A 17,353-nucleotide genomic window follows, 5' to 3' on the forward strand; every position below is an offset into this window, starting at 1 on the left:
CCCACTTTTTACGCCAATGCTCCGAACACAAGCGTTTTTGCTTTTTGTTCATTTCCACTCACTCTGGAAATTGAAGTAAAATAGACGAGTAATCCTATGAGTTGCTCAAACCAACAGAAAAAAGAGGTGTGACGATGGTAGAGGAGTTGTCGAATTACCTAAAAGAATGTGACATAAAAGTGGTTGCTGCGGAGGATTTCACGGTACCGGCTATAAAGGAAGATAAGCACAGCATTTTGGTCCTGCCTAGCTATAATATACTAGAGATGATAGAGGAAGCGGTGGACGAAGAGGGATCACTCGCTGATTATGTACATAACCAGCTAGAGGAGGTTCATGGCTTATCTGTGGAGGATGTCTTTCGGCGAATTGTGAAGTCTCGTCTTTTGTATACAGACATTGAAGCCGAGTTGAAAAGTTTGGAAGGAAAGAACTTTGAAGGCATCTATCAGGCATATTCCCTGATATGGGAAGGTGACGAGCTGCTCAATGAACAACTGAGTGAAACAGAGACGGAGTCCTTCCGCATAAGTGAAAAATGGGTGCAGGATCGGTTGGAAGATGATGCCCTGATTGTCCTGGAATTGCCGATAGCATCCGGTTATGAAGCACCACTGTGGGTCCCAATGGGCGGCTATAATGAATGCCCACTGCCCGTTTACCAGTCTGTTATCGTAAAGCACTGGCAGGAGGCGTATGGGATCAAGATTCTCGCTGTGACAGAGGATACGTGGATTTTTCAAGCTGGTTCAAGACCGAAGACCCATCAGGAAGCACTCAAGCTGGCACGAGAGCATTTCATCTTTTGTCAGTATGTTCTGGATGAGTTTCCTTCATTAGGGCATTACGCCAATTATTTAATGAAACAGGATGTTTGGCATTTTTGGTGGGATTAACCCGCCATATTCCTGAAATATCTCCCGTGTTCTGGCAATAAACATAACAAGATACCAAAGAACACTGGGGGAAGGAATGAGCAAATCATGCCTCAAGGAATACATGATGTGGAGCTGAACCTGCCCATCGGGGCGGTATGGCAGTTTGTAAGCATAGTGGAGAATTGGGTTCCACTGGTACCTGGCTACATTAACCACGAGGTAATCAATGAACGTTGTGTCGCTTGGACGTTTACAGGCGATATCGGCATCATGAAGAAGACCATCAGCCTGCAGGTGGATATCACCGAATGGACGCCTCCGACCGAGGTCAAGTTTACCTTGACGGGGATCAGTGGGAATTTCACTGGGCATGGCTATTTCAAAGCGAAGGCATTGGGGGAGGCACGTACGAAAATGACGGGGTGTCTCGACATCACCGCCCATGGTGTGAAGGGCCCCATGATCAATTCTATTCTGAAGTCCAATCTTCCCAAGACAACGAAAGAGCTCGTGGAGGCTATTGGAAAACGTATAACGAAATAGCATCCTTGCCACCAAAATGTAAGCACGCCAGCTCGGCGTGTTTTTTTGTTTCATGCACGATTGGGAGATAATAAAGGAGGCGGGGCCAATACCGAGTAAATCAAAAAGTCGGCGGAGTTGACGCTTAGAGACATCGATCCTTATATTTTTTTATGATGATTCCAATTGTAACCACCAAGCTGCATATGCCCCCGCCACGGTTGAAGACCGTTACCCGTCCTCGTCTGATCGAGCCGCTTAATGAGCGAGAACTTGAAATTTTGCAGCTCATCGAAAAAGGATTATCGAATCGTGACATTGCCCGGTACTTGTTCCTCGCACTTAGCACGGTGAAAGGGCATAACCGGAATATCTTTGACAAGCTGCAGGTACAGCGGCGTACAGAAGCAGTCGCACGGGCTCGCCAGTTAGGCTTGCTGTAAATTCCAAAACAATACTTAAGTACCTGTATTCCAATACCGTACTCCCGCTATACTGATGGCAAAGCGGATAGGGGGATGTCAATGAGAGCCGTGGTTTGCACGAAATACGGATCGCCCGATGTTTTGGAGCTAAGAGAAGTAGAGAAGCCTATTCCTAAGGAGAATGAAATCCTGATAAAAGTTCATGCAACAACGGTTACATCTGGAGACTGTAGAATCCGCGCCTTCAAAAGTCCGTTCTTGCTCTGGATTCCCATGCGCCTCGTGCTCGGACTCACAAAACCGAGAAATCCGATTCTCGGCGTGGAGCTATCTGGGGAAGTCGAAGCGATCGGCAAACATGTCAAACGATTTAAAGAAGGCGACCAAGTCTATGCATTAAGCGGGATGCGATGCGGTGCGCATGCGGAGTACATCTGTCTGCGTGAAAACGCAATCGTGGGGGTAAAGCCGACAAATGTAACACATGAAGAAGCCGCCGCGATTCCTTTTGGGGGTACCACCGCCTTGCATTTTTTTCGAAAAGGAAAGCTGCAAAAGGGACAAAAAATGCTGATCTACGGAGCTTCTGGAGCGGTAGGGACCTCAGCGGTACAGCTTGCCAAGTATTTTGGCGCTGAGGTGACAGCGGTATGTAGCTCTGCCAATTTCGATTTGGTGAAATCGTTGGGGGCCGATACCGTCATCGATTACACGAAAGAGGATTTTACGAAAAAAGAAGAGCGGTATGACGTTATATTTGATGCCGTTGGGAAAGCAACGAAGTCCCATTGCGTAAAAGCACTGGCGCCTGACGGGATATTCCTGACAGTCGATGGGCTAGGGATTGCAAAAGTGCGAACGGAGGATTTGGATTTTCTTAAAGAGTTGATGGAAGCAGGGCAGATAAAAGCGGTTATTGATAGACGTTATTCGCTGGAACAAGTACCGGAGGCACATCGATATGTAGAGACAGGGCGGAAGAAGGGGAATGTAGTGATTAAGGTTGGAACATGATGAAATTGTGCCAAAATAAAGTCAAAGGGGGGCAGCTCTTTGCCGAAAAAATTGGCATGTGAGACTGCCCCATTTCACTCTTATTCATTCCGCCAAGCCAACGCCAGCGTCCCCATCCCGGCATGTGCCCCAATCGTGGAACTGATCGGTCCAACCAATACCTCGACATCGGAGTACTTGCTCTGAATTTTCTCTTTCAGTTCCAGCGCTTTGTCCAAAACGTTGCCATGCAAAATCTGCACGTGCTTCACGGTGTAATTCTGCTTGGCGTTCTCCAACTGCTCCATCATGCGCTTGATCGCTTTCCCTTCGGTACGAACCTTTTCATATACTTCAAACAGTCCATCCTTAATTTGAAAAATAGGCTTGATCTGAAGCAGATTGCCGATGAAATATTGCAAGCCGGTCATTCGGCCGCCCTTGTAAAACTGGTCGAGACTGCCGACCAGGATGTAGTTCTCGAACTTTTTGTATTCCTTGCGCAAGGAAGCCGCAATCTCTTGGTAGCCTTTACCCTCTTTGGCTTGCTCGATTCCGTTTAAGATAATCGAGGTAATCGGGTACGACATCAGCTTGGAATCTACCGACTCGACAGGAAAGTCTACCATCTTGGCTGCTGTGGCGCTTGTATTGTAGGTCCCACTCAGATCAGAGGAGAGGTGTACAGCAATCGCGCATTCATACTCTTCCTTTAATCGTTCGTAGAGGGTCACAAATTTTCCTAAGCATGGCTGCGACGTTTTGGGAGCATAATTGGCCTGTACAATTTTTTGATAAAGCTGTTCAGGCGCTAAATCAATGCCGTCTTCATAAGTGCCATCTTCAAAGATAATCTCCAGTGGAACGACGTAGATGTCATGCTCTTCCAAGATGTGATCAGGTATGAGTGCGGTACTGTCTGTAACCCAGGCAATTTTTTTCTTCAAGGAAACATGTCCTCCCCCAATGTAGTAGAAACCTTGCTATCTCTTTACTGGTGAAAGCTGTATAAGCAAACTCGCATATATGTATCATAATACGGAAACTGTCGTTTTTTGTCGTAAATAGAAGAAGTTTTCTTGAACAAATGAAAAATCCCATGTTTCTTCGAGAGGAAGAGACATGGGATTTGTATTGTCTACTCAACCAACGGCTTGATTTTGGGAAACACCTTCAATGCTGTCTTGTAAAACACATCCTCGTGATACTCCGTTGGGATTAGGTCCTGTACAAACTGGATATACGACTTCACTGGCGCCAACGGCCAGTCTGTTCCGAACAAAAACTTGTCGTAATGATCACAATAGGTGATTGCGTGTCGCAGATGGGAGAAGAAGAGAGGGGATTCCGAAAGTCGCTTGCAATTGGCTGCGTCACCGACCATTAAGCCGGAGAGATCTGCAAACATGTTTCGGTTTTTATAAACGACCTCTGCCCCATCGAGTACCCACGGATCACCAAAATGGGCCATCATGAAATTGACGTCTCGATGTTTCACCGCCACCTCGTCCAGTGTGAGAGGGTGGGAGTATTTTAAGAGCCCGCGCTCCGAGTACGTATCGCCGGTGTGAAAGACGACAGGCACCTGGTATTTGGCTGCGAGCGCATAGACGGGATCATAGACGCTATCATAGGCGTAGAAGGGATAGTAGCCTAGATAGATTTTCAACCCGACCACATTGGGTGTTTGCAGGTCAGCTTCCAAGCGTGCCACTGCGGCTTCATCCAGCTTGAACGGGTTGATTCCCAGGCAATAGACGAATTGTGGCGGCAACTCGTCTGTCAGGTCTAGTCCCATGGGAGTGACCGCTTCCACATCGGGAAAGCCGTCTGGCTGAGTCTCTGTCAAGCCCATGCCTATCCCAAGAATCACGCCATTCTCGGCATATTCTTGCAAGAGGCCGGCAACGGAGTAATCGACAAACGACTTTTCTGCCGCTGTCCGCTTGAATTCCTCGATATGGGATAAATGCATGTGCGCATCTATGATTTTCATTGTGAAGCCCTCCCTTATTTGGCAAAGCGTATCGCCCGTAAGTCAGATAAGGCATTGGATGGAAGCGTGTTGTCGGCAAACAGGAAAAAGACAGGTGGAGTAAAGGTAGTGCTGTTGTTTGGCAGATTCAGCTCGCGTATGACAGAAGCTACCGCTACTTCTTTGTTTGCGTATACTTGGAGGTCCGCAGTATCGAGGTCAGTAACGATATGCATTTGATCCTTGCTGTTAGCGCGCCCGAGGACATAATCAGAAACTTCAAGGACATCCAATTCACCTTGTGCGAGCATGTAGTTGAGCTCCTCTCCATTCGTACCGACGGTTTTCAGCCATACCGCCTCGTCTTCGGTTCCTGGCTGCAAAAAGATGTCCGTGGACAATTCCTTTCCAGCAAAGTAGGTTCCAGTATTCTGCTCGATTTCTATGGTATGGCAGAGGACAGGTACCCCTGGCAGCAGCAAGTAATACTGATGGCAAGTCAAACCGCGATTCTTCTCCTGCTTTTTCACATGGTAGCTCACCTTGATTCCCTGCCACGCGTTTTGCCTGTTGTCAATTAGCTCGACAAAGGATGCAGTACGCTCTTCCTTAACCAGAGAAAACGCGCTTAACTCCTCAATATAATTGCCGATTCCACCTGTCCACGGATTCCACCAAGATTTCGGTTTCCGCTCAGGGAAGGAGCTATCCAGCCACTCCTGTCCATTGCTTGTGAGCGAGTAGAGTGTCGGAGCAAAATCAGGAGCGGCTTTGATCCGCAATCGTCCATTGTCGGCAATATAGACCTGCTGTCCCTCTTCCACTGTTTCTTCCTGGATGACCTTGCCTTGACCGATTGGGAAAATCGCGCTTTGCAAATGTGACACATGCGTCGCAAAACGTCCCTCTACTTGCACGAGGTCATATGGTTTTTTCGGCGTCTTGAAGGAGAAGCCAGATTCAGTCGCTTCTTCATCTTCAGTAAAGCTCTGCGTTTGTCCGGAAGCAGACTCACTCAAAAGAGATGCCATCAGTTCTCCATCCAAGTACTGCTGCTTGTATTCTTTCACCTGTACATCCAGGTCCTTACTTGTGACAAATGGATTTTGCCTATTGGCACTCAACTCCAGGTGAGAGGTCAAGATCAAGTCTGCTGGCAGTGCTTCCTTACGGGCAAAGGCACGAAACTCTTTCCAGTCAGCATAGGCCCCATGCGAAAAGTAGATCGGGCCAAACGATTTTTTTTCATGTGGAGCAAGCATGCCGAGATTGGTTTCAAGTGTCACGTACCAGCCTTGAATGTCAAAACGGTATTCAGGAGGCCAGCACATTCCCCATGGGGCCGACTCATCCTGTGTAAACAGCCAGTTTTCACTGACTAACTCAGCATCCCAATAATCCATATCGCTGCCGTAAGAGGATGGTGTTTCAACATAACGGCCTTGGTACGGCACAATGGGGCGATGAAAACTGTGATGAAAGCCTTGGTTTAGCCACAGCTCAGCAGCCAATTTGTCAGCAGAATGATTTTCTATCTCCACCCCGTGTTCCACAGTGCCATCTCCGAACAGGAGTGTTTTGCTAACCAACGCTATTTGCGCGTATGCACTGGAGTGATACGTCGCACGGATTCCGATCGCTCCTTTTTCTGCGATAAATTCAACTTTCTCGGCACGTTTCTTCGAGAACTCGCTGGAAAAAGGCTTGCCGAGCTTGGGATAGAGGAGATTGGTTGGCTCGCCACCTGTCCCGCCAACAACAGTCATTTCATTATCTTCTTTGTTCAAGTAGAGCATATGGCGGCCATGGTGCACTTGCCAAGCTTGTTCCGTTTCTCCAGACACCATCGCACCAAGCCCCGTGAAGGCAGCCCCAATTTTTTTGGCAAAAGAAACTGATCTGCCATCTGCGAGCTTTGCCTCCACCTGTACGTTGGCTTCGTAAAAGCCGTGTTCATACAGATCAGCGTTAAGCGGAAGCGACATGCGCTCTTTGCCAGACAGTTTCAAAGTGTGGCGTTGCTCTTGTAAGCCAAAAAATGAGCAAGCGGGCAGCTCGAATGCAAATTCGGCTTCTTCCGCAAAATTGTTTTCCACGTCCAAATAAAACAGCTTTGTCTGCCCCGGATAAGAGAGGCCTGGTACATGCAAGGAAAGGGTAGCAGGAAACTTGGGAAGGATTCCGACCTCAAACAGCGCTGCCTTGCCGTTGATCAGCAGGTGGGTGCAGACACGCGGGTGCGTGCGCCAGATGCTTTGCTCTTCTGTGATTGGATCGACAAAAAAGGTTGCGGACAGCGTGGTTTCCCCTGTCACAGCCAGCTCGTGCTGATAATCAAAGCGGATCGTGTCGCTCGGTTGCCCGTTTAACGAAATCTGTAACGGCTTGCCTGATTTGTTGACGATCCGATAGTGAATCTGATACTCCCGTCCAAAGACCAGCTCCAGCTTTTCCACTTCGGCAGACACGAGATAATCTTCCGTCTCAATGAGGCGCATGCCTCTGCCGCGCCGCTCAAACTCCACGCGCAAGCTCTTGTCTCCTTTTGCCCAGGAGTAGGTGAAGTAATCAAAGCCGTTTCCCTTGCGTCCGTCTGGCTCTACGACGATCTGTCGCGTGGAGTCCTGATACCAGTCAAGCTCCTCAAAATAATGGGAGATCGCCTCGGTACGGAGCACAGAAGGAATCATGTTCATTAGGTGAGTGGCGTCGTCACGGTCTTCCCAGAAAAAGCCGAACTTCTTATACAACGGAACAGCCTTCGTGTTTCCTGCCCACGTATAGAGATCAAGTCGCGACCAGCCGAGCTCAATCGTTTTCTCCAGTGCGCATGAAAGCAGCATCCGGCCGACCTTTTTTCCGTGATAGTCGGGACGTACATTGAGCAACGGGATGTAGAGGGCGCCGGTATCTTCCCGATATTCTGCCAGACTGCAATAACCAACGACCGTTTCACCTTCCATTGCGAGATAGACAGTGATAGCGTCAGAGGCTGCTTCTTCTTGTCTGATTTGTTCGGCTGTCGTAATCGAATTTCCGCCTCCCCAGCTATCTCGGCTTGCATTCCACATATCTGCGACCGCTGCGGCCAGCTCAGGGCGGTAGGTGACAATTGAGATTGATGCTTCCATGCTTGTTAACACCTCGATTACATTGTTAAATTCTGTATCTTATATGAGTTGTACGTTTGATTGAAAGAATTGTTGCTAGTTTTCGGAAAAAGAATCTGAATATGAGATAATAAGGGGGAGCAGGAAGGGGGTAGCTATGAAACGGAAACTGATTATTGGTGATATCCATGGATATTTTCATGTACTTCAGCAGCTACTGGAAAAAATAAATTATAAGCCTATACAGGACCAGGTTATTTTTATTGGAGATTATATCAATAGAGGACCTGAATCTCTAAAAGTTGTTTCAGAGATTAAAAGAATGGTGGAGGAAGAAGAGGCAATTGCGTTAATGGGGAATCATGAATATTCTTTGATTGAATTTTTGGACTCTCGGAACCCTTCCTTTGATTTATTTTTTCTACATAAAATGGGTGGTATGAACGCAATAGATAGTTTTCTTCAAGGTGTTGATGATTCAGTTTTTAACGACATAGAGCTTGTTAAAAGAACACTTAAAGTAGAGCGCAAAGAAGAAATTGATTTTATTAATCATTTGCCTTATTACTTTGAAGATGAAGGACATATTTTTGTACATGCAGGAGTTCGTCCAAGGAATTGGCGAGAAACAACACCTTCTGATTTTGTCTGGATTGGTGGGGATTTTATAGAAAGTCCAACAGGCATTGACAAAGTTGTCATATTTGGACATACCCCAACTTCAAGAATAAAATCGAATACAGCACCCAATCAAATTTGGTATTCAACAGAAGGTGATAAAATAGGAATAGATGGCGGGTGTGGCTATTCTGGTGGGCAACTAAATGCGCTGGAAATCAATACGGAAGGATACAAGAACCACTTTGTAAAATGCTAAAATACGCAGCCCCTACCCTAATTAAAAGGTGGGGGCTGTTTGACACTTGCCAACTAACCGGCTATTTCCCTACTTTACAAGCCCCTTCAAGTAGTCCAGGAGCAGCGGATAGAAATGCGGCTTGAAGTGAACACCATTGTCCGCGTACTGGATTTTGTTGGCGGTGAAGAGGGGGGCCAAGTCCACGTAATCGACTTTGACTTCATCGGCCAGCAGTTCAAGCGCTTGGTTGAAGTCTGTAATGTTCGCATACTGCGGCGTGCCGTCAAGCTGGATTCGTCACCATATCAGCATCAAGCACCAATACGGCAAAATGATTGGAGCCGAGCGCGGTGTCGGGATGGGGAAGGCATTGCAGATGTTGAATATCCCACTCGAAGGTACGCATCATCGTGGAATGGATGATGCCAGAAACATCGCCAAAATATTCGTCGCGATATTTGATCAGTTGAAGTTCTCCTAATCGTCCACCATACCCAAGTCGCGTTAAATGTAATAGTAAGGTAACGATAAGGTGCGATTTAGAAGCCATTAAGCTTAGCCCGTTACAATCAGGCTTGAGGTGATAGTCATGGAGCTAAGGCAGAACCGCGTTCGCATCATCGATGGCTTGCGGGGATTTAGTTTAGTAGGGATTTTGCTGGCGAATATGCTGATTTTCCAGTTTGGGATTTGGGGAAGCCAAGAAATGGATTTATACGCCCTCCCCGATTATGAAATGACTGCTTATCAGCTTGTGAAAATATTTGTGGAAGGCAGCTTTATGCCGATTTTTACCTTCATGTTTGGTTTTGGCATGATCAAGATGCAGCAAAGCTTGGCCGCAAAAGGCTTGAGACAAAAACGCTACCTTACCCGCAGGTTTTTGATGCTGATCGGATTTGGTTTCCTTCATTCGTATTTCCTGTGGGAAGGGGATATCTTGGGGTTTTATGGCTTGATGGGCTTCTTTTTGTTGCTGTTCATGAACCGTAAACCGAAGACTTTGCTCATTTGGGGGATTGTCTTGCTCTGCCTCATCAGCTTAATGGGGCTTGTGCCAGATGATCCGAATGATCCTGCGAGTATTACCGATCCTGCCCGTATGGAGGCATATGTGGTCAAAACCATGACTGTCTATGGCACGGGAACATACGAGGAGATCGTGCATCACAGAAACAGTGAAGATCCGCTTGGTTTGCCAGAATACATGATGTTTGTTTTACTGTTGATCGCGCCGCTTATGAGCGCACCCATGTTCCTTTTTGGGATGTTTGCTGCGAAGCGCAGGTGGTTCGAGAAGCCAGAGGAAGAACGAACCTCGTATCTCCGAAACATGCTGATTTTCTTGCCAGCGGGACTTTTGTTAAAAGCATTACATGTATATTTGCCGGGAACTTGGTGGAGTGGCGTCGGTGATATAACGGGGGAAACCATTCTTGCCATTGGTTACATTTTTGCCTTTGCTTGGTTCTTTTCCAGAAGTACGGAATCAACTTGGCTGCCAAGGTTTGAAGCCGTGGGAAAACTCTCTTTAACGAATTACCTTTTGCAAACGGTCATTTGTACGACGATTTTCTATGGATATGGACTCGGATGGTTCGGAAAGATCGGAGTATTGGCTGGTTGCGGATTGGCGATCGTGATTTATTTGGGACAGCTTTTTTTAAGCCCGCTGTATCTAAAACAATTCCGTTATGGTCCAGTGGAACGACTATTGCGTATGTGGACGAATTTTTCGTTCTCCGGCAAGACCAAGCAACGCCCGGAAAAACCTATTTCTGGCCTCTAAAAATATGAATCCTCTTATCGGTCTCCATCATACAATGTAAATGATTGGAAAAAGATGATCAGATGGGTCATCGTAAAGAACGGAGGATGGGAATTGGGACGTTTTCACAGAGCCGTAACGAGTCTTGTTTTCTTTAGCCTCTTTTGCTTGATCTTCCAAGCATCCATATTCGTGCCTGTAAGCCAAGCAGCAAGTGCAGAGGAAACACCTGCCGCGGTAGAAACCACTGTAGATCTTCGTCACTTACAAGGAAAAGTCAATGAAATTAACGCCGAGAATTTGATCCAGGAAAAATATACGCCCGACAGCTGGAGCAAGCTGGTGTATGCATTGGATGCTGCAAAAGCGGTACTGACGAAGCCAAATGTCACCCAAGCAGAAATCGATGGTGCCTTGTCCGTGTTAGTCATAGCAAGAGAAGGGCTGAAGAAGCAGGAAAGTGCAGTCGACAAGAGTAAACTGCAAGCGAAAGTAGAGGAAATTGCAGTGGAAAAGCTGCAAGAAAAAGACTACACGAGGGCCAGTTGGAAAGAACTGCAGAATAGACTGGCGCAGGCTTACTTTGTGCTGGATGATCCGCATACGAGCCAGATTGTCGTAGATGTTGCCCTTGAGAAACTAATCAAAGCGAGACAAGATTTGAAGAAACAAGATGACGCGGTCTATAAAAGAGAATTGAGAGCCAAAGTGGAAGAGATCGAGGACAAAGACTTGGATGAAGACGACTACACCAGATCAAGCTGGCGTGATTTGGAAGATGCACTCGAACATGCATGGGATGTCATTGACGATCCACATGCTACGCAGTCGGAGGTAGACGATGCTCTGTACGATTTGAAGAAAGCATGGAGAGATCTGGAAGATGACAAGCATCGGGACAGAGACCGGGATCGGGACAAAGACCGTAAAAAAGGTTCCTATACCACGCCGACAAACAGCTTTTTCACTGGAGGCAGCTCTACAGATAAGAAAGAGGAGCGCCCTGCAACCAATAAGAAGAGCAAGAGCCAACGTGGCTATATCAATGGCTATCCTGACGGAACGTTTCAACCGGATCGCACGGTGACACGTGCGGAGATGGCTGCCATTTTACTGAACGCTGAAATGGTGAGCCAGTCTTCTGCGAATAAGGGAAGGTTCTTCGATGTAGCAGACAACTACTGGGCAGCAAATCCAATTCATCAAGCAAGTGCGGCGGGTATGATGAGCGGCTACCCGGACGGCACATTCCGTCCATCGGCCAACATTACCCGAGCGGAAATAGCCGCGGTCATCTATAAATACAAGGCCTTGCAAGGTGCGGGAGGAGGCACTGCCTTTTTTGATGTGAGGGGAGATCACTGGTCATCTCCAATCATTGCAGCGGTTGTTGCAAAAGGTTACATGACAGGTTACCCCGATGGTACCTTCCAGCCAGAGAAAGCGCTGACGCGTGCCGAAGCCGTAACGATTCTCAATCGCGTGTTGAATCGTGTGCCACAGAACCAAGCTGGCCCGCAAAGATGGCCGGATGTCGTACCTGGTCATTGGGCATATAAAGAAATTGAAGAAGCATCCATGAAGTAACGTTTTCGAAAAAGGACTCACCCTCCTGTAAAATAGAGGGTGAGTTTTTTTAATCCTGACACACATGATGTCAGGATTCGTGCATTATGATGATGACAGTTGCCGAATAGGTGAGTGCATGAGGAGTGTAAATGGATGAAGCTGGATCGATTACTGGCTATCACGATAGAGTTGATGACGAAAAAACGGGTGACAGCAACAGAGCTTGCAGCCAGATTTGAGGTCTCTGTTCGAACGATTTATCGTGATGTTGAGTTAATGAATCAAGCTGGAATTCCCGTCGTTTCATTTACGGGAGCAGATGGTGGATTCGAGCTGATGGAGGGTTTCTTCCTCACGAAGCAGCACTTCTCTGTGAAAGACTTTTCGGTCATATACAATCTCTTAAAAAGCACGGAAGGAGCTATCGGAGGAAAATATACGACGCTTGTTCAGAAGCTGGGCAGCCTGCAGCCTGCTCTACTGAATGGGGGAAATAACGAATCGATCATTTTTAACCTGACGACGGTAGAAGAGGAGAAGGTCGCCATTCACCCGCTTTCAGAGGCGATCCAGCAAAATCGAGTCACGAATTTTTGTTATAAGAGTGCATCAGGTACGGTATCAGAAAGACGAGTGGAGCCGCTCCGTCTATTTTGGGAGCGTGGAGCGTGGTATCTTCAGGCGTATTGCTTGTTGCGTCAGGCGAATCGAATCTTTCGCCTTTCCAGGATTACCGCGCTTGAGGTGACCGAATTCATGTTTCACCCAAGAAAAGACCAGACAAGCCAGGAGGAAGAAGGAACGCAAGACTATGAAGGGACACTTGCGCATCTCCGTTTTGATCCATCCGTAGGGCTTCGTGTGTTGGAGCAATTCCCGGGAGAATGTACGCATCACGGTACGCATATCGATTTGCACAAAGTTTTTTATAAACGAGACTACGCGATTTCAGTCGTATTAAGTTATGGATCAAAGGTAGAGATCATCTCCCCTGACGACTTAAAGGAAGACGTATTGAAAGAAATCAAAGAGATTCAACGACACTACCAATAATTTGAGGAGGATGTACAGCATGACGATTTTAGTAACGGGTGCAACAGGTACGGTAGGGAGACATGTGGTGGATCAGCTTTTGAAAAAGGGTGTAGAGGTACGTGCCATTTCGCGAAATCCGGAAAAAGCCGACCTGCCAGCGGGAGTAGAGGTTGTGGCAGGGGACCTTGCTATACCGGCGAGCCTGGAAGAGGCGTTGCAAGGCGTAACGGCTCTACACTTAATTGCTTCCAGCTACACCTTTCAAACCGATCCGAAGGTAGTCGAAATGGCGGAAAGAGCCGGAGTGAAGCGCGTGTCCGTATTGGTGAGTGACACGGAAGGTCCTGTAGAAGAAGCAGTGGCAAACAGTGCGATGGAATGGACTCTCCTGAAGCCCGTGGAATTCATGTCTAATGCGATTGTCGATTGGCAGGAATCGATTCGTTTGGAGGGAGTCGTGCGGGAACCTTTTGGCAATGCCTTAAGCGCCAAGGTACACGAAGCAGATATCGCGAGTGTTTCTGTGGTGGCATTGCTTGAATCGGGACACCATGGGCAAAGTTATGTTCTAACGGGACCAGAGGCGATTACACGCATTGAATCAGTTCAGATAATTTCGAAAATTTTAGAGAAAGAAATTCGATTTGAAGAGCTTACGGAGGAGCAGGCGCGACAAAATTGGAGAGATCAGGGCTACGAAGAGGGAGATATTGAATTTTTCGTAGCCATGGGCAAGAATCCACCTGAAGTGGGCTACACGGTCTTGTCCACGATAGAGCAAGTGACGGGAAAGCCTGCAAAAACGTTTGCCGAATGGGCAATCGAACATAAAAGCTATTTTGGATAAGGAGTGGCCGCCATGTCATATGCCATTGAAGTCAAGAAGCTCAGGAAATCGTTCGGGGATCATGAGGTGGTCAAAGGAATTGACCTGCGTGTCAAAAAAGGGGAGTTATTCGCTTTGCTCGGCCCGAACGGCTCTGGAAAAACCACAACCATCCATATGCTTTCCACGCTCCTTGCGCCAGACGGAGGAACAGCATTGATATCCGGTTGCGATATCGTGAAAAACGCGCAGGCTGTGCGCAAAAAAATAAGCCTGACGGGACAGTTCGCTGCCCTGGATGAAGCATTAACCGGATTGCAAAACTTGATCCTGATTGGCAGATTGTTTGGCTACTCTACGAGGGAAGCCCGTACAAAAGCAAGAGAGCTGCTTGATACATTTGGGCTTGCAGATGCCATGGATCGGATGGTAGAAAACTATTCTGGGGGGATGCGGAGACGATTAGATATCGCCGCCAGCGTCCTCACGCAGCCGGAGCTAATTTTTCTGGATGAGCCAACCACGGGTCTCGACCCGCAAAGTAGGCAGCAAGTATGGGAAGTCGTCCGTACGCTTTTAAAATCAGGCACCACTGTGCTATTAACGACCCAATATCTCGAAGAAGCCGATCAATTAGCTGACCGGATCGCGGTAATTGATAAAGGAACGATGATTGCAGAAGGGACACCGGAGCAGTTAAAAGCCTTGGTGGGGGGAAAGACATTGACGGTTCGTATGACCGAACCTCTGAACAAGGAACGGATAAGCCGTCTTTTGGAAGAACATCTTCGGTTGCCGATTTATTCCGATCAAGATGACCCACATTTTCTTAGCATCTCAGTAAAAGAAGCGAGTCTGGCAAACCAAGCAATTGGGATGCTTCTGGCTAATGAGGTTTCCATTGAGCATTTTTCCCTGAGTGACCCGAGTCTGGAAGAAGTGTTTTTAGCCCTGACTTATAGTGAAAAGAAGGAGACCATCTCATGAACGCGAGTCATACACTCAGTATCTTTGCGGCAATCCGTATCTTTATGTGGCGCACATGGCAAAACACACAAAATAACCTTTTCACATTTTGTATGGACGCTATCCTTTCCCCTGTGATGATGTTGCTTATTTTTACATATTTGTTCGGTGGAGCCATCGCTGGTTCTACGGCAGCGTATCTCCAGTTTTTTCTGCCAGGAGTTCTTGTGTTGACGATCATTCCAATGACGGTTTATAGCGGGACGACCATTTGCCAGGATATTGCGAAGGGCGTGTATAACCGTTTTCGTACCATGCCTTTTTGGCAGCCAGCGTCTGTCATAGGCCCATTATTAACAGACGGCCTACGTTATACGATTGCCATACTCGTCGCCATTGGGACAGGGATGCTGCTGGGGTTTCGCCCGGAAGGCGGTATAGTCGGTGCGACACTCGCTGTTTTGTATATCATTTTCTTTGCCTTTAGTGTGAGCTGGATTTTTTCCATGATCGGTATCTTGGCAAAGCGACCGGAAACAGTATCGGGTTCGAGCATGTTCTTTGTGTACCCGTTGCTTTTTGCTAGCACGATTTTCGTAGATTCTTCCACCATGCCTAAATGGATGGGAACAATCGTCAATCTAAACCCGATCAGTATCGCAGTAGGGACGGTACGAGGCTTGATGGGGGGAACAGCAAATCTGTCTGATGTGTTGATCGGAATCGGATTATGCCTACTGCTGGTTGTCATATTTGCTCCGTTAACAATACGTCTGTATTTGACCAAACCAAATCGATAACTTGCGGATTCACAGCGAAAGCGTCGACGATCAATGTCGATGCTTTTTATGTATAGTGAAAATGGTCGTATTTTCTATTCTTTTCTATCATTCGGTTATCTCTTCCAGAAAGTTGTGGTATAATCTACCACTAAGACAGAATGGCATAAAATCATTCAGCTTAGAATCGAGAGGGGAAAGTTTCATGAAATTAAACAAACGCTGGAGTAAACTGAGTCGATGGGCGGGTACAGGTGCACTCAGCTTGGCGCTTTTGCTAGGGTATGTGCTTCCAGTTCACGGGCAAACTTCCGTAGCTCCCGTAATCAGCCCTTGGTCGGTGACCACGTTGAACGAAGGGGAGAAATACGGAATTTTTCCACTGGCTTGGTATGAAGATGCTTCATTTCAGCAATCGATTCCTGCTGACAAGTTTCTTACCTTAATGGAAGGAACGGCGAAAAAGCTGGATCTTCTGGGATTGAAGAAAAAGAACGCTTCCTTGTCCACTCCGACGGATAAGGTGATTACGAGAGAAGTGGTCATTACTTCTTTGTACAAACTCCTGGCAAACTACGAACTGCCAGCAGCATTCGAAATGACCGGGGATAACCCGATTGACTACATGAAGAAAAAAGGCCTGGTCAAAGGGACGAGCACAGGTCTCGAGCTGAATCAGCCAAGCACGGTTGAACAAGCGACAGTGATGGCGAGCCGACTGGTCGAGTTCGCATACGATACGGTTGGCGGTGGTGCCGAAGGTCTTATGTGGAAAGTGACCAACGGCAAAAACACCATGTACTTGCTCGGCTCGATCCACATGGGGATCGCAGATATGTACCCGATGCAAAAAGACATCCGGGAAGCGTATGAAGTGTCGGATGAACTGTGGGTCGAAGCCGATATTATCAACGGTGACAATGACTATTTAACACAAAAGATGGTATACGCGGATGGCACCACATTGAAGGATCATGTATCCGCTGAGACGTACCAAAAGGTGCAAAACTTGCTTGCCAAGCTGCAACTGCCAGCCAATTCTTTTGATACCTACAAGCCATTTGCTATTTCGTTATCTGTGCCAACGCTTGGCTACGTAGACAGCGATACAGATGTTCAATTCGCGATGCTAACCGGCATCGACAGGTACTTCCTGACGAAGGCGATGCTGGATGAGAAGCCGATCAAAGAGCTGGAAGGCATAAAGCTGCAAGCGGACTTGCTGTCAGATGTACCAGCAGAGCAGCAGGAGAAAGAATTGAACATTATTTTAGATAGCGCTATGACCGAAAAAGGGCTGGAGGAAGGCACAAAGCTCTTAAAAGACATGCAGACGGAATGGGTAGAAGGAGATCTGAATGGCTTTACCCAGATCATGACGACGCATGGCGATTTCGGTGAAGGCGATGTGAACCAGCGTCTGCTCGGTGAGCGAGATAAAAACATGGCTATAAAACTGGCAGAAGTGTTGGAGAAAAAAGGGGAAACGACTTCTTTTGTCGTGGTCGGTGCTGCCCACTTCTCGATGAAAGGCATGGTTATCGATCATTTGAAAGCCAAGGGCTATCACGTGCAACAATTGCAATAAGAGCTGGGATAGGAGGTGTCGGCGGGCAGGCTGGCACTTCTTTTTTGTTTGCCGAAAAAT

14 protein-coding genes and 2 pseudogenes are annotated in these 17,353 nt (G+C 47.3%); 13 read left to right on the forward strand and 3 right to left on the reverse strand.

Features of this window, described 5'->3' with window-relative positions; all coding sequences use genetic code 11:
- The first annotated feature begins 134 nt into the window (after positions 1-134).
- From FO446_RS07525 to FO446_RS07540, 4 genes and pseudogenes are all read left to right on the forward strand, one after another.
- The gene (locus tag FO446_RS07525; RefSeq protein ID WP_237900278.1) at positions 135-896 is read left to right on the forward strand and encodes a DUF4253 domain-containing protein; all 762 of its coding nucleotides are present in this window, start codon (positions 135-137) and stop codon (positions 894-896) included.
- Positions 897-983: 87 nt separating this feature from the next.
- Positions 984-1,421: an SRPBCC family protein gene (locus FO446_RS07530; RefSeq protein ID WP_221867583.1), complete on the forward strand. Its 438-nt coding sequence runs from the start codon at positions 984-986 to the stop codon at positions 1,419-1,421.
- Positions 1,422-1,645: 224 nt separating this feature from the next.
- Positions 1,646-1,843 (forward strand): annotated as a pseudogene (locus FO446_RS07535) (response regulator transcription factor); the annotation flags it as partial.
- Positions 1,844-1,924: 81 nt separating this feature from the next.
- Positions 1,925-2,839, forward strand: a complete 915-nt coding sequence (locus FO446_RS07540; protein WP_173608825.1) for an NAD(P)-dependent alcohol dehydrogenase — start codon at positions 1,925-1,927, stop codon at positions 2,837-2,839.
- A gap of 80 nt (positions 2,840-2,919) precedes the next feature.
- Here the strand turns inward: FO446_RS07540 and FO446_RS07545 are convergent, their stop codons facing one another.
- The 3 genes from FO446_RS07545 to FO446_RS07555 form a co-directional block, all read right to left on the reverse strand.
- Positions 2,920-3,765 (reverse strand): DegV family protein, encoded by an 846-nt coding sequence (locus FO446_RS07545; protein WP_237900280.1) that lies wholly within the window; start codon positions 3,763-3,765, stop codon positions 2,920-2,922.
- Positions 3,766-3,956: 191 nt separating this feature from the next.
- Entirely contained in the window at positions 3,957-4,814 is an 858-nt protein-coding gene (locus tag FO446_RS07550; protein WP_173608823.1) for an amidohydrolase family protein, read from the reverse strand.
- 14 nt (positions 4,815-4,828) lie between these two features.
- Complete coding sequence (locus tag FO446_RS07555) at positions 4,829-7,924, reverse strand: GNAT family N-acetyltransferase (protein WP_237900282.1); 3,096 nt, start codon at positions 7,922-7,924, stop codon at positions 4,829-4,831.
- A 136-nt stretch (positions 7,925-8,060) separates the two neighbouring features.
- Here FO446_RS07555 and FO446_RS07560 point away from each other — a divergent pair, with 136 nt between their 5' ends.
- The 9 genes and pseudogenes from FO446_RS07560 to FO446_RS07600 all read left to right on the forward strand — a co-directional run bounded on the left by FO446_RS07560 (position 8,061) and on the right by FO446_RS07600 (position 17,293).
- Positions 8,061-8,780 (forward strand): metallophosphoesterase family protein, encoded by a 720-nt coding sequence (locus tag FO446_RS07560; protein WP_237900284.1) that lies wholly within the window; start codon positions 8,061-8,063, stop codon positions 8,778-8,780.
- Between the two features lie 259 nt (positions 8,781-9,039).
- Positions 9,040-9,243 (forward strand): annotated as a pseudogene (locus FO446_RS07565) (3'-5' exonuclease); the annotation flags it as partial.
- 108 nt (positions 9,244-9,351) lie between these two features.
- Positions 9,352-10,551, forward strand: a complete 1,200-nt coding sequence (locus FO446_RS07570; RefSeq protein ID WP_237900286.1) for a DUF418 domain-containing protein — start codon at positions 9,352-9,354, stop codon at positions 10,549-10,551.
- Positions 10,552-10,605: 54 nt separating this feature from the next.
- Entirely contained in the window at positions 10,606-12,117 is a 1,512-nt protein-coding gene (locus FO446_RS07575; protein ID WP_237900288.1) for an S-layer homology domain-containing protein, read from the forward strand.
- A 135-nt stretch (positions 12,118-12,252) separates the two neighbouring features.
- Positions 12,253-13,152 carry a helix-turn-helix transcriptional regulator gene (locus FO446_RS07580; protein WP_237900290.1) on the forward strand — a complete coding sequence of 300 codons (900 nt, stop codon included), beginning with the start codon at positions 12,253-12,255 and terminating at the stop codon, positions 13,150-13,152.
- A 19-nt stretch (positions 13,153-13,171) separates the two neighbouring features.
- On the forward strand, positions 13,172-13,981 hold the full coding sequence (locus tag FO446_RS07585) for an NAD(P)H-binding protein (protein WP_237900291.1): 810 nt from the start codon (positions 13,172-13,174) through the stop codon (positions 13,979-13,981).
- Between the two features lie 12 nt (positions 13,982-13,993).
- A complete protein-coding gene (locus tag FO446_RS07590; protein ID WP_232773437.1) occupies positions 13,994-14,947 on the forward strand; it encodes an ATP-binding cassette domain-containing protein in 954 nt (317 codons plus the stop codon).
- Entirely contained in the window at positions 14,944-15,726 is a 783-nt protein-coding gene (locus FO446_RS07595; protein ID WP_232773436.1) for an ABC transporter permease, read from the forward strand. The genes FO446_RS07590 and FO446_RS07595 overlap by 4 nt, the downstream gene beginning before the upstream one ends.
- A 184-nt stretch (positions 15,727-15,910) precedes the next feature.
- Positions 15,911-17,293, forward strand: a complete 1,383-nt coding sequence (locus FO446_RS07600) for a TraB/GumN family protein (RefSeq protein WP_237900293.1) — start codon at positions 15,911-15,913, stop codon at positions 17,291-17,293.
- Positions 17,294-17,353 lie beyond the last annotated feature (60 nt).

Origin of the sequence: Brevibacillus brevis, assembly GCF_022026395.1 — a bacterium.
GTDB lineage: Bacteria > Bacillota > Bacilli > Brevibacillales > Brevibacillaceae > Brevibacillus.